This window comes from Cecembia rubra, from assembly GCF_003014575.1.
Classification (GTDB): Bacteria; Bacteroidota; Bacteroidia; order Cytophagales; family Cyclobacteriaceae; genus Cecembia_A; species Cecembia_A rubra.
In genome coordinates, this window is the sequence record NZ_PYGF01000005.1 from 133,165 (window position 1) to 147,413 (window position 14,249).

General features: G+C 40.2%; 11 protein-coding genes and 2 riboswitches. Of the genes, 9 read left to right on the forward strand and 2 right to left on the reverse strand.

From position 1 onward, the window contains the following. The first annotated feature begins 322 nt into the window (after positions 1 to 322). Entirely contained in the window at positions 323 to 502 is a 180-nt protein-coding gene (locus CLV48_RS10700) for a PLDc N-terminal domain-containing protein (protein WP_106567277.1), read from the forward strand. A 220-nt stretch (positions 503 to 722) separates the two neighbouring features. On the opposite strand, the gene CLV48_RS10705 is transcribed toward CLV48_RS10700, so the two are convergent. Further along, entirely contained in the window at positions 723 to 1,622 is a 900-nt protein-coding gene (locus CLV48_RS10705) for a TIGR01777 family oxidoreductase (protein WP_106567278.1), read from the reverse strand. A 107-nt stretch (positions 1,623 to 1,729) separates the two neighbouring features. Continuing rightward, positions 1,730 to 1,795, forward strand: a riboswitch (Fluoride riboswitch). A 49-nt stretch (positions 1,796 to 1,844) separates the two neighbouring features. On the opposite strand from CLV48_RS10705, the gene CLV48_RS10710 reads away from it, so the two are divergent. The 4 genes from CLV48_RS10710 to CLV48_RS10725 all read left to right on the forward strand — a co-directional run bounded on the left by CLV48_RS10710 (position 1,845) and on the right by CLV48_RS10725 (position 8,217). Next, complete coding sequence (locus tag CLV48_RS10710) at positions 1,845 to 3,143, forward strand: voltage-gated chloride channel family protein (protein WP_106567279.1); 1,299 nt, start codon at positions 1,845 to 1,847, stop codon at positions 3,141 to 3,143. Between the two features lie 169 nt (positions 3,144 to 3,312). Continuing rightward, entirely contained in the window at positions 3,313 to 3,702 is a 390-nt protein-coding gene (locus CLV48_RS10715) for a hypothetical protein (RefSeq protein ID WP_146140088.1), read from the forward strand. 120 nt (positions 3,703 to 3,822) lie between these two features. Then, positions 3,823 to 5,259 (forward strand): NADP-dependent isocitrate dehydrogenase, encoded by a 1,437-nt coding sequence (locus CLV48_RS10720; protein ID WP_106567281.1) that lies wholly within the window; start codon positions 3,823 to 3,825, stop codon positions 5,257 to 5,259. Between the two features lie 144 nt (positions 5,260 to 5,403). Further along, complete coding sequence (locus CLV48_RS10725; protein WP_106567435.1) at positions 5,404 to 8,217, forward strand: M16 family metallopeptidase; 2,814 nt, start codon at positions 5,404 to 5,406, stop codon at positions 8,215 to 8,217. Positions 8,218 to 8,377: 160 nt separating this feature from the next. Here the strand turns inward: CLV48_RS10725 and CLV48_RS10730 are convergent, their stop codons facing one another. After that, entirely contained in the window at positions 8,378 to 8,755 is a 378-nt protein-coding gene (locus CLV48_RS10730; protein ID WP_106567282.1) for a hypothetical protein, read from the reverse strand. A 149-nt stretch (positions 8,756 to 8,904) separates the two neighbouring features. On the opposite strand from CLV48_RS10730, the gene pnuC reads away from it, so the two are divergent. From pnuC to CLV48_RS10750, 4 genes are all read left to right on the forward strand, one after another. Further along, positions 8,905 to 9,528 (forward strand): nicotinamide riboside transporter PnuC, encoded by a 624-nt coding sequence (gene pnuC, locus CLV48_RS10735; RefSeq protein WP_106567283.1) that lies wholly within the window; start codon positions 8,905 to 8,907, stop codon positions 9,526 to 9,528. Beyond that, positions 9,521 to 10,042, forward strand: a complete 522-nt coding sequence (locus CLV48_RS10740) for an AAA family ATPase (RefSeq protein WP_106567284.1) — start codon at positions 9,521 to 9,523, stop codon at positions 10,040 to 10,042. Before pnuC ends, CLV48_RS10740 begins: the two co-directional genes overlap by 8 nt. Positions 10,043 to 10,218: 176 nt before the next feature. Beyond that, positions 10,219 to 11,283, forward strand: a complete 1,065-nt coding sequence (locus tag CLV48_RS10745) for a fatty acid desaturase family protein (protein ID WP_106567285.1) — start codon at positions 10,219 to 10,221, stop codon at positions 11,281 to 11,283. Positions 11,284 to 11,566: 283 nt separating this feature from the next. After that, positions 11,567 to 11,665, forward strand: a riboswitch (TPP riboswitch). 163 nt (positions 11,666 to 11,828) lie between these two features. Beyond that, positions 11,829 to 14,225, forward strand: coding sequence for a TonB-dependent receptor (locus tag CLV48_RS10750; protein ID WP_106567436.1), 2,397 nt, complete (start codon positions 11,829 to 11,831; stop codon positions 14,223 to 14,225). Positions 14,226 to 14,249: the final 24 nt, after the last annotated feature.

A 14,249-nucleotide genomic window follows, 5' to 3' on the forward strand; every position in this document is an offset into this window, starting at 1 on the left:
TTCTTCACTGGTAATTAGGCTCAATTTTATTATAATTTGATCAAAAAATCCTTAAATTCGTTTGAAAGGCGATAATTATTGATGGTATGGGTTTTCTAATCAACCCAGCTTTCTTTATGTTGGTGCTTCTTTTGGGTATAGCGTATACAATTATATAGGATTGGGCATTACTGAATTAAATGAAATCAGACTTGAGTGATTCAAATATGAGATGATTTGGTCTATGGTGTTGATTATTACCAATCTTATAGGTCCCTTTGCCTATTATATTCTTTCAAAAAGAATGAGAGTTTTGAACCGAAAATATATAAACCAATAAACTATGTTTGGATTAGGAATAATAGGTCTTGCCATATATGTCTATACAGTTTATGATGTAGTCAGCAGCAAATTTGGAGGGCCCAATGATAAATTGGTATGGGTACTCGTGGTTTTGTTTCTTCCACTTCTCGGCACCATCCTTTGGTTTTTGATGGGAAAGAAAAGTACGCTGGGAAAATAATTTAAGCCTTCCTCCTTTTTCGTATTTTACCTTTTTGTGTTATCCCTGGCCTACAGCCCAATAGTTTTGAAGGAACTTGTTTCCTTTATCAAAGAACTTATCCCATTTTTTGGTTACCCGGACTTTTCAGGCCCAATAAATTAAGAACAATTATCAGAACTTTAAGTACTCAATTCCCTTAACTCCTTCCAAGTTTAAACTTCCAAAATCCATTACTGCCTCAATCCGAATTGTAAATCTTCTCCAAAGCTTCATCCAAGCTGGGGTACCGGAATTCAAATCCAGCCTCCCGTATTTTTTGGGAGGACACTTTATTTCCGCCAAGCACCATCTGCGCCATTTCGCCCAGGACAAGCTTTAAAGCAAATCCAGGAACCCCAATCCCCACGAATGGTTTTCCGACTTTCTTGGCTGCTTTTTGGGTCAATTCTGTATTGGTGGCAGGTTTTGGCCCTACAGCATTATAAATTCCCTTTACCTGTTCATTTTCCAAGGAAAATAAGAAAATTCTGGCCAGATCGTCTATTGCAATCCAGCTCATCCATTGATTGCCGTTTCCAAGTGGCGCAGCAACAGGAGGTTTAAGCATTTCGACTAGGGCTCCTCCTTTATTGTCGAGCACAATTCCGATGCGGAGTAAGACAGTCCTGATACCCAATTTTTCAACCATCTTTACTTCATTTTCCCAAGCGAGAACAACATGGGCCAAAAAATCAGTGCCTGCTGGGCAATTTTCATCCAATGTTTCATCTCCAGTATTAAAGCCATAAAAACCTATTGCTGAGGCAGAAACAAATGCGGCAGGTTTTTTTTCTGATTTTTCCATCGCCTGGAAAAGTAAAGAAGTGGATTGGGTCCTGCTTTCAAGAATGGCTTTTTTTCTAGCAGCTGTCCATCTCTTGTCTGCCACACCTTCTCCTGCAAGATGGATGACTGCATCTGCCCAAAGTATAGCTTCTGGGTCTATTTCCTGCTTTGAAACATCCCATAGGAATGATTTTTGGCTGTTTTGTTTCGGGCTACGGCTGAGCCAGGCGACTGTATAGCCTTTCCTTTCCAAAAGTTGGGTTATTTTTTTGCCTAAAAGCCCAGAACCTCCGGTGATCAAAATGTTTTTCATAGCTTATTTCCTCTTATAGTAAAATCTTCGTTTATGGTGCTTTGTTCATATTATACATAAATTTTAGTGCTTTTTCTAAAGATTTTGCCAAGAAAGTATATTTTTGTTGATCTAAAGGTGATGGGGTTCCACCTTTAACCGCCCATTTTGGTGCTGATGACTCCTACTTCAACGATTGACCGGGGCTCATAGTCTTTGGATTTCATTTTAATTGCATATTATATGTTGGAGAGGATCAAAGCTTATCTTAAAACCAAAGAATTTTTACAACTTGAATTTCTTCCCAGTTTTGTTTTTACCCTTAAATGGCTCCTGATTTCAGGAATTGTAGCATTTATTGCAGGTTCAGCATCTGCTTTCTTTTTGGTGTCTTTGAATTGGGTGACTGACTACCGTGAAGCCAACCTTTGGATCATCGCCTTTCTTCCTTTGGGGGGGTTGATCATTGGGCTTACTTACCATTATAAAGGCCAATCCGTATCAAAGGGCAATAATCAACTTTTAGAGGAGTTTTATAATCCACAAAAAACCATTCCACTTCGGATGGCACCTTTGGTGCTATTCGGCACTCTCGCTACCCACCTTTTTGGTGGTTCAGCAGGAAGAGAAGGTACAGCAGTACAGATGGGGGGAGCCATTGCTGACCAGTTTACCAAATGGTTCAAACTGACCAAAGAAGACCGGAAAATTCTGATTACCATAGGAGTGGCTTCTGGGTTTTCCTCCGTTTTTGGTACTCCTCTAGCTGGGGCAGTTTTTGCTCTTGAATGGCTGATTATTGGTAGAATCCGATATGAGGCGATTTTACCGGCTTTCATTAGTGCTTATGTGGCAAATTATGCTTGCTCGGAATTTTGGAATGTTCACCATACCCATTATGAAATACCTTTGGTGCCAGAGATCAACCTACCCAATCTTTTGTGGATGATTCCCGCAGGGATTGCATTTGGTTTGGTAGGCCGACTTTTTGCCAAGGCAACTCATACCTGGTCCCAAATATTCAATTCCAAAATCAAATATCCTCCTTTAAGACCAGTGATAGGTGGTGCTTTGGTTGCATTGATCGTTTGGTCCATGGGAACTACTAAGTATATTGGTTTGGGTATTCCTACCATTGTTGATGCTTTTACTGAGAGTCTGCCTTGGTATGATTCTCTTGCTAAGATCTTTATGACTTCCCTGACACTTGGTTCAGGATTTAAAGGAGGGGAAGTTACCCCCTTGTTTTATACTGGAGCTACTTTAGGTAATGCGCTTTCCGGCATTATCCCATTACCCATGGCCTTATTGGCAGGAGCTGGTTTTGTAGGAGTTTTTTCCGGTGCAACAAATACCCCTTTGGCTTGCACACTGATGGGGATAGAGCTTTTTGGAGCAGAAGCTGGGATATTTATCGGTTTAGCCTGTGTTTTGGCCTACAAATTCAGCGGTCATTCAGGTATCTATAATTCCCAGATTATAGGCAGTCCCAAAAGCAGGAAAAGGTTTGATAAAAAAGGAAGTAAACTTGGAGAACTTTGACATAACTGTTTTTAATCCCTAAGGTCTCAAAATGCTTATTTTTGATTTTGCTTAAATTCGAGGTTTTACTGTTAAGTTTTTCAATTAATCCGGTAAATCATTTGGGTAATATTTATATTTTCAAACTATTGTATCAAAGTAACGTGTAATTAAGCAAAACATTTTTCTTATGAAGAATTTACATGTTTTGATTTGGGTAATATGCCTTGCCTCTTGTACAAGTCAGAAGAAAATGATGAATTCTTGGATAGGTGCTTCCAAAGAAATTTTAAAAAAAGACTGGGGAGAGCCTATCAATTCCATAAATATTGAACCGCTCGGAGAAATCCTGGTTTTTGTAAAGGAAGTGCAATACATGTTTTCAGGACATAGTTGGATGGCATCACTTGATTCTGGTCCTGGTGGACCGGTGCTCACTGATGAGGATAGAAGATGGAAATATACCTTATTTATGGTCGATAAAGAAGGTTTAATTCACCATTGGGAGAAACATGTCTATTTAGCTCCTCCAGGGAAAATCAGTTTTTCGGTTCGTGCCAATGATGAAGATGTCAATTGATGGGTTATCATATTAAACCCAAAACATAAAATAAATTTATAGCAAATATTTCAAACATAAATAAAAATTTATGAAATAGATTCTAGAACTTTGTTTTATCATCAACAAAATCAAGAGGCAATGAAACGAATCACAGTAGCAAAAGGAGATGGGATTGGTCCGGAAATCATGGACGCCACGCTCGCCATTATCAAAGCCGCCGGTGCCCAAATTGAGGTAGATGAAATTGAAGTAGGTGAAAAGGTTTATTTAGCCGGCAACACTTCAGGCATCGCCAAAGAATCTTGGGATATTATTCGTAGAAATAAAGTTTTTTTGAAAGCCCCTATCACCACTCCCCAAGGAGGAGGATACAAGAGCTTGAATGTGACTACCAGGAAATTTTTGGGTCTTTATGCCAATATTCGTCCATGTATGAGTTTGCATCCATTTGTGGATACGAAACATCCTCAAATGGATATTGTGATTGTCAGGGAAAATGAGGAGGATCTATATGCTGGGATTGAGCATCAGCAAACTGATGAAGTGGTACAATGCCTAAAGCTTATCAGTCGTCCGGGTTGTGAAAAAATTGTTCGCTATGCATTTGAATATGCCAGACAATATAGGCGAAAAAAAGTGACCTGCTTTACAAAGGACAATATCATGAAGCAAACCGATGGGCTTTTCCATCAGGTTTTTGATGAAATCGCGAAAGAATACCCTGAAATTGAAAATGAGCATTGGATCATAGACATCGGTGCAGCAAAAATGGCAGATACACCAGAAGCTTTTGATGTGATTGTAATGCCAAATTTGTATGGAGATGTTTTGAGTGATGTGGCCGCACAAATAGCAGGTTCTGTTGGATTGGCAGGTTCGGCCAATATAGGCGAAGAATGTGCCATGTTTGAAGCCATCCATGGCTCAGCACCAAGAAGAGCAGGTCAGAATATGGCCAATCCATCTGGTCTTTTGCAAGGTGCAATCCAAATGCTTTCCCATATCGGTCAAAGTGATGTGGCAGAGAAAGTACAAAATGCCTGGTTGAAAACCATTGAAGATGGAATCCATACCTATGACATCTACAAAGAAGGAGTAAGTAAAGAAAAAGTGGGTACCAAAGAATTTGCTGAGGCGGTGATCAGGAATTTGGGTAAAAAGCCATCCCAGCTTAAGGCTGTCGCTTACGCAAAAGAAACTACGCTTAACCTCCCTAAGTACGCCCGTAAAGCTCCCCTTAAGAAGGACTTGGAAGGTGTGGATGTCTTTGTACACTGGGCAGGTACTGATGCCGAAGAACTTGCTGAAAAGATTCAGCAATTGAATTCTGAAGAGGTGAAATTGACCATGATCACCAACCGGGGGATCAAGGTATGGCCAGAAGGGTTCCCTGAAACTTTCTGTACTGACCACTGGCGTTGCCGTTTTAAGCCTGTTGAAGGAAAGCAACTGACCAAGCAGCACATCATCCAATTGCTACAAATAGCAGAAGCAAGGCATGTGGATGTGATAAAAACAGAAAATCTCTATGCTTTTGAAGGAAAATCCGCCTACTCTTTGGGACAAGGCCAATAGATTATAATAGTGGAAGAGATTAGAACCACTTTCGGGAAAGTTACCGGAAGTGGTTTTATTTTTAATACAAGAATTTCAAGCTTGAATGAGGCAACTTTTAAGTCCTTTTACTATTTTGTTTGCTTCAATCAAGCTTTATTGAAAATGAAAACCAACAAATCCCTGACTTCACTCTTTGTACTTTTTATTATTTGCATAGTCCATAGCTTTGCCCAAGTCAATTTTTCCGATGAAGTTCCTTTGGATCCAAGGGTAAGGAGAGGAGTTCTTTCCAATGGTCTTACTTATTATATACAGCAAAATCCTAAGCCAGAAAACAAAGTAGAATTACGACTTGCGGTAAATGCTGGTTCGGTGCTCGAATCTAAAAAGCAACTTGGCTTGGCACATTTTACCGAGCACATGGCATTTAATGGTACAAGGAATTTCGAGAAGAATGAGTTGGTATCTTATCTCCAATCCATAGGAGTTTCCTTTGGGGCTGATCTGAATGCTTATACCAGTTTTGATGAAACGGTTTATATCCTACCAATTCCATCAGATGACGAGGAGAAATTACGAAGTGGCTTTCTGGTACTAAGTGATTGGGCAGGAGGGATCTTGATGCGGGGAGAAGATATTGATGCAGAGCGTGGCATCATAGTGGAGGAATGGAGAACAGGACAAGGTTACTCCCAAAGGCTAAGAGATCAATATTTGCCAATAATGCTCCATAATTCCCAGTATGCGGACAGACTCCCTATTGGAAAAATGGAAGTGATAAAGAATTTTGAATATGAGACAATCCGGCAATTTTATAGGGATTGGTACCGGCCTAATAATATGGCTGTAATCGCGGTAGGTGATGAGGATCCAGATAAATTGCTCGCTTTGATTGAAGAGTATTTCGGATCATGGGAAAATCCCAGAAATGCGCCAAAAAGGAAATTTTTTGAAGTGCCCGAACATAAGGAAACCTTTGTGTCCATATTGACAGACCCAGAGGCTCCGGGGATTCAGATCCAGCTTTTTTATAAGCATAAGGCACTTCCATTGAGCACCAAGGAAGATTATCGCAACTTCCTTTTACGTACCTTATACGGGGGTATGTTGACACAGCGTTTGGATGAAATCCGTCAGAAGCCTGATGCCCCTTTTATTTTTGCAGGAACAGGATATGGAAATTTTGTAAGAGATCTTGATTATTTCTCCGCTTCAGGGGTTGTTGCTCCTGGCAAGGTGGAAGCTGGCATTCAGGCTTTGATTGCCGAAAACGAAAGAGTGGCAAGTTTTGGCTTCACCCAAGGTGAATTGGATAGGGTGAAGCGTTCGGTACTCAACAGTGCAGAAAGGGCATTTAAAGAAATGGACAAAACGGAATCCAGTGCCTTGGTAGGCCGCTATGTCAACCATTACCTAAATGGCCGTTTTGCAGAAGGGGAGGCTTGGAAGTATGAATTTTATCGGGAAATTCTGCCAAAAATCACATTGGAAGAACTGAATGCGCTGGCCAAGACTTTGGTGAGGGAAGATAATAGGGTCATCATAGTTACGGCCCCGGATAGTGAAAAAGAAAATTTACCAACCGAAAAACAGGTATTGGCGCTCTTTGATGCAGTGGGAAAAATGGATTTACAACCTTATGAAGAAAAACTTTTAGCTGAAAACCTTCTAGAGAATCTTCCTGCTCCGGGCAGGATTGAAACTATGGAGCATATTTCACCTATAGATGTATATGAAATCATCCTTTCCAATGGAGTAAAAGTTTTTGTAAAACCAACTGATTTTAAAAATGATGAGATTGTATTCAGTGTAAGAGGAGAAGGTGGTGTTTCTTTATTTGGAGATGAGGACCATTATTCCGCCAGCTATGCCGGCGTTTTGGTAAATGTCATGGGTGTTGGAGAATTTAATCCAACAGACTTACGGAAAATTTTGGCAGGAAAATCTGTTTCTGTTACTCCCAACCTGGGCACCTATTCACAGACGATTTCAGGAAGTGCCTCTCCTAAGGATTTGGAAATGGCCATGCAATTGATCTATTTGTACTTTACAGCCCCAAGGGAAGACAGGCAGTTATTTGATGTATTTATCAATAACCAAAAGACACAGTTGGCCTCAGCACAATCCAACCCGGATTACCAATTTTCCAAAGAACTGAACCGCATCCTTGTGAATGGGAATCTTAGGGCAACAAGCATTTATGCCCCAGAGGAATTGGCAAAAATCGATATGCCAAGGGCTTTAGAGATCTATGCAGAGAGTTTTAGTAATGCTGCGAATTTTGAGTTTTTCTTTACAGGCAATATTGACTTGGAAACTTTCAAGCCCTTATTAGAGCAATACGTTGCATCATTGCCTTCCAATCCTGACCAATTGGATAAATTTAGGGATTTGGGCATAAGAACTCCACGAGGTAAATCCGAGACAATAAAAGTGGGTACTGATGAGAAAAGTCAAGTAATATTGTTTTTTTCTGATGAAGTGGAGTATGATAGAAAAAAAGCCACCGACATCTATTATTTAGGAGAAATTTTAACCATCAAATTGATTGAAACACTTAGAGAAGAAATCGGGGGAGTTTATGGAGTTGGGGCAAGCGGTAGTTTGGGTATACAGCCTGTTGGCAATTTTTCCTTCTCTATTGGATTTCCCTGCAGTCCTGATATGGTGGATTCTTTGATAGAAGCCGCCTGGGCTGAAATCAGAAAAATCCAGGAAAATGGTCCTCTTGAAGATGATCTCAACAAAGTTAAAGAAAAGCGAAGATTAGCCTTGGAAGAAAACCTCAAGCGGAACAATTACTGGAATGCCCAGTTATCAGCTATCCGATTATATGGCTTGCCTTTTGATGCTATTCTGGAAGCCAAAGATTACATTGAGGCTGTAAGTGTGGAAAGGATACAAAAAGTAGCGCAGGAATTCTTGGTCAAAGAAAATCTTTTGGAAATCAAGAAGTATCCTTTAGGAAGGGAGTAAGGCTATATTATTGCAGCATAAGGGGCCTACATGCTTCTATTGTCACATGATTTTATTCCAGAATGATGAATTAGGAATGAAGAATGGGGGCAAAATTGCAAGAGGAAAGTAAGAGCCAAAGCAAAAGCAAAAAGAGCCCAATGGCTACCTGATACCGGATTCATCCTAAAGATATCGCGCCAGGCAGGATACTTGCAAAAGTAAAGGTCCAATCCAAGACCAGTGAGGAGGATTCTAAATTACCAAAATGCATTTTGGTAAAAAACATGGTGGTAAAGCCAAAGGAAGCATTAAACCAAGTAAAAGAGAGGTAGACTTCATCTGGCCTTTTGTTTTGTTTATGGATGACCCATACCAGAAATGCAAGTCCGATCCCCATTAATACCCACCAAAATTCCTTATAGGTAATAATATTACCCTCCCGATTATTGGTTGGATAAAAATAAATCCAAACTAGGTTGGCTAGAAATATGATGGGAAAAAGGAGGTAAATAGGTTTAACAAAACGTTTCCTACAAGTAAAGTAACTAAAATACATGTTTTGGTCAATTTCCAGTTTGAAAAACTAATAGGAGAAATTCATTTTATTCAATGAACACCCTGACCTCCTTAACTTAATGTTTTCGCAATCCGACTTTCGAAGTCCGCCTTCTTTCCAATACGAAATTTTCTCTTTTAATTAGCTCTATGGATTTACAATGGATTTGGGAAGACATCTCAGAAGGGATTGCAGAAATGAGCTGGCTTGAAGCCATTGCGGTATTTTTAGGTATTGCATCCGTATTTTATTCAATTAGGAAAAATATCCTGGTATTCCCCACTGGCATGATCTCCACGTTGATTTATGTGTATATCTGTCTAAAGTACAAGCTCTATGCAGACATGGGCATCAATGCTTATTATTTTACTATGTCAATTTATGGCTGGTACCTTTGGTCCCGCCCATCCAATGGAAAGGCTGAACTACCTGTGACTTGGTTGGACAAAAAGGGAATTGCAACATCTGTGTTGCTGCTCTTGGGTTCTTACGTAGTTCTGTTTTTCGTTCTTGCCAATTTTACGGATTCAGATGTTCCTTATTGGGATTCATTCACCACAGCTTCAGCCTTTGTAGGGATGTGGCTGATGGCCAAGAAAAAGGTCGAAAACTGGATTGCATGGATCATTACCGATATCGTTTCAGTCCCTTTATATTTCTACAAAGGATTAATACTGACCTCTTTTCAGTTTTTGTTTTTTACTGTACTGGCCACTATAGGGCTGATTGAGTGGATGAGGTCGGCCAAGGTAAAGCAAGAGGTTTATGCTTAAAAAAGTTGTCGTCATAGGCCCTGAATCAACAGGGAAAAGCACATTGAGCCAAGATTTGGCTTCTTATTTCAGAGCGCCATGGGTTCCAGAATTTGCCAGAACCTACTTAGAAAATTTGAACAGGCCATATGTTTATGAAGACCTGCTGGAAATTGCCAAGGGGCAGATACAACTGGAGGATAATAAGGCTCAGCACGCTGGACAACTTTTGATCTGTGATACTGACCTTCATGTGATAAAAGTTTGGTCAGAACATAAATTCGGGCAAGTTCATGATTGGGTATTGGAGCAGATAAAAACCAGAAAATACGATATCTATTTACTTGCAGATATTGATATTCCCTGGCAAGAGGATCCTCAGCGGGAGCATCCTGAGCCGGAAATGAGACGGCATTTTTTTGACATTTACAGTAGGCTGGTCAGACAAACCGGAGTCCCTTTTGAAATTATTTCGGGAAATGAAAAGGAAAGAATAAAAAAAGCTGTTAAAGCCATAGAATTAAACCTGAAATAAAGAAAGGGGTTAGGTTTTTTGGTAAAAGATGTTAAATAATTATAATTCAGCTTAGTAAATTCTTGATTGGCTAAATTCCTTCAATAATTTACCGTACCTTTATGAAAAGAATGTCATACGATCACCTTGTTTGTTTTTCATTCCTTTAATTCATTAAATCACCCATAAAACATTCAATGCGTCCGCCTAGATTTCAAGCCGCATCCTCTTTTCATGAAGATTTGAAGGGAAGGATCAAAAATTATTTCTTAGAAAAAAATCTTAAGACAACCGGCAACTTTTCCCTTTATTTCAAAGCCATTGTAATGGTATTGGCATTTATTGGGATTTATGTTCATTTGGTTTTCTTTACGCCTATTTGGCCATTCGCCATTTTGGAGTCCATCATCCTTGGTGCCTTGACAGCAGGTATTGGCTTTAATGTCATGCATGACGGTGCACATGGGAGTTTCAGCCGTAAAGGCTGGGTAAATGAATTGGCCGGAATTTCCATTAATTTCTTGGGTGCCAATGTGCACATGTGGAAAACCAAACACAATGTCGCGCATCATTCTTTCACCAATGTGGATGACCACGATGATGACCTCAATGCAGGCGCATTCCTAAGGTTGGGACCCAATCAGAAACGTTATAAAGTTCATCGCTTCCAGCACCGTTACTTCATATTTATTTATGCTATTCTGTATTTCTATTGGGTGTTTTTCACTGATTACAAGAAGTACGTAACCAAGAAAGTGGCCGAAACTCCGATTAAAAAAATGGACTTAAAAGAGCATGTATCTTTTTGGGGTTTTAAAGCGGTCCACCTTTTCTTATTCATCATCCTTCCGATTTATATGGTTGGGTTTATACCATGGTTGGTAGGTTTCCTTATTTTCGGGTTGGCGACCGGTGTCATTATGAGTGTTGTGTTCCAGTTGGCACATGTCTTGGAAGAAACTTCTTTTCCAACTCCTGATAAAGCTACCAATAAATTGGAAGATGATTGGGCCATTCATCAGTTAAAAACGACAGCAAACTTTGCTACAAAAAACAAAGTGTTATCATGGCTGATAGGTGGGCTAAATTTTCAAATTGAGCATCATTTATTCCCAAATATTTCCCATATCCATTATCCGGCGATTTCAAAGATAATCAAGGACACTTGCAGGGAATATGGCATTCCGTATATCGAACATCCGAAAATGAGATTAGCAATAGCTTCCCATGTGAATCATTTGAGACATTTGGGAAGGGGGTAATTTTAGAACGAACTAGATTAACAAAATCCATATTATAAAAAAAGGCAATGCAGCATAGCTGTATTGCCTTTTTTTATAATGAGCCACTAAATGCCTCCATTACTTAATGCTTGTTCATTTTGATTTTATATGTCTTACGTTTCAATTTCCGCCCCCAAATCCGCTCTTCAAAATCCGACTTCAGCCATTTGAATTAGCTTTGAGTCTTCATCCTTAGGAAATGCGACTTCCTAAATCTTCTTCCCGTCCTTGCTTTTTCCAAATGCTCCTTCTACCTTCGCCCTCAGATCATGAGGGGTGCCTTTTAATATTACGGGCTGAGATCATACCCACAATACCTGATCCGGGTAGTGCCGGCGAAGGGAAATGAGTACACTGATTACCTACATATTTTGACTCAGAGTCGCTAAAAGCTAAGCTTTGGTTCATGCATGCAATCTTTAATATGTGGGTATCGGAAAAAGGGTAAACTAAAAAAGAAAATCGCCCCCAGGTTTTCTGATGTTTAACCAATAAACCGCAAAGCGGTGAAATGTCAATCATTCATGAAAAAATCAATGTTTCTATTGGCCTTATGGCTGATGGCATGGGCGACGTTTGCCCAGTCAAATTTAAGAGGTGTGGTGAAGAGTGCCACAGGTGAGGAATTGGTTGGTGCCAATGTAATATTGGTAGGCACCGGTCGGGGATCTACTACGGACCTATCCGGAAATTTCCAGATCAAAAATATCCCTTCAGGCTCCTATTCATTGAGGATTAGCTATTTGGGCTATGAAAGCCAAGTTAAGGAAGTTTCTGTTCCCACTGACCAGGTTTTGGAGATTTTCCTTTCTCCCAGCTCCTTGCTTACAGAGGAGTTTATCGTTTATGCTACAAGGGCTACAGACCTGACCCCTACTACCTTTTCCAAGGTGAGTAAACGGGATATTTCCAGGTTAAATCTAGGACAGGATCTTCCTATCTTGCTGAATTTTACTCCTTCTGTGGTGTCTTTCTCTGATGCAGGTGCAGGAGTTGGGTATACAGGCTTAAGAATCCGTGGATCTGATCAGACCAGGATCAACGTGACCGTCAATGGTATCCCACTCAATGATGCGGAATCCCATGGGGTTTTCTGGGTGAATATGCCAGATTTTGCTTCTTCAGTAGACAATATCCAGATTCAGCGAGGGGTAGGTACTTCCACCAATGGTGCTGCAACTTTTGGGGCCAGCCTCAATATCCAGACAGATACAAGACAGGATGAGGCCTATGCTGAAATTGACAATTCCTTCGGTTCGTTCAATACCAGGAGGCATATGGTAAAAGTAGGTACCGGCCTCATCAATAACCGCTGGGCATTTGATGGAAGGCTGTCCCGAATCGCTTCGGATGGGTATATCGATCGGGCTTCTTCAGACCTTAGGTCTTACTTTCTTTCGGGAGGCTATTATGGTGAAAAGCATGTGGTAAAAATGAATGTTTTTGCTGGAGCAGAAGTGACCTATCAGGCCTGGGAAGGGGTTCCTGAAAATCTTTTGGCAACTAACAGGACTTTCAATCCTTATACCTATGACAATCAGGTGGATGATTATAAGCAGGAGCATTATCAGTTGATCTATACAGGAACCTTCGGGATGAACTGGAAGGCAAATGCTGCTCTTCATTATACCTATGGAAGGGGATTTTTTGAGCAGTTCAGACCTAATGACAGGTTAAACAGATATGGCCTGCCTCCTGTGGTAGTTGGGGCAACTTCAATTTCCCGTATGAATATTATCCGTAGAAGGTGGCTTGACAATGATTTCTATGGGGGTGTTTTTTCCATGAATTATATTTCCGATGATGGAAGATTGGATGCAGTAATTGGTGGTGGTATCAACCGGTACGATGGGGATCATTTTGGTGAAATCATTTGGATGCAATTTGCCGGAAACACGAATATACGTGACAGGTACTATGATAATGTGGCGGTGAAGGACGACGCTAATATTTATGCCAAGGCCACTTACAAATTGACCGACAAATTGTTTGCTTATGGTGACTTACAAGGAAGATGGATTGATTATCGATTTGATGGGATCAATAATGACTTAAGGGATGTCACAGGACAGGTAAATTTTGCCTTTTTCAATCCAAAATTTGGATTTATCTACCAAGCTGCTGAAGGAAAGCAGTGGTATGCCTCTTATGCGGTGGCCAACAGGGAGCCTGTAAGAAGGGATTTTACGGATTCTCCCATCATTGAGAGGGCACCGAAACATGAAAATCTTCAAAACATAGAAGCAGGATTCAAAAGGCAATCCACCAATTTCTCCTACAATGCCAATTTATACTACATGAAATATAGGGATCAATTGGTGCTGACGGGTCAGTTGAATGATGTTGGGGCATATGTAAGAGACAATGTGGATGATTCGTACCGTTTGGGTTTAGAGTTGGACGGTGCATACAGGCTAACAGAAAAATTCACTTTAGGTGGTAACCTTGCTCTTAGCCGAAATAAAATTGCCGAATTTTTGGAATACCTGGATGACTATTCCATAGCGGATTTTAGGCAGGAAGTAATTGCCCATCAAAATACTGATATCGCTTTTTCTCCCAATGTAGTTGCTGCAGCTATTTTGGATTATAGGCCTATCAAGAACCTGGAAATTTCCTTGCTCAATAAATATGTGGGGAGACAGTATTTGGATAATACCCAAAATGAAGCCCGATCTTTAAATGCATTCTGGACTTCAGATTTAAGGTTTAATTATGCTGTGAGACCACGGTTTGTAAAAAACATGGAAGTCACGCTCTTGGTCAACAATATCTTCAATAGACTATATGAACCTAACGGCTATACTTTTAGCTATTTCCTTCCAGGGGAGGGTGTATCTGGAAGAGAGTTGGTAACCGAAAACTTCTTCTATCCTCAGGCAGGGACCAATTTTCTGGCAGGAGTAAAGTTTTTATTCTAAGTAGTACATAAAGTGAAAAACCCT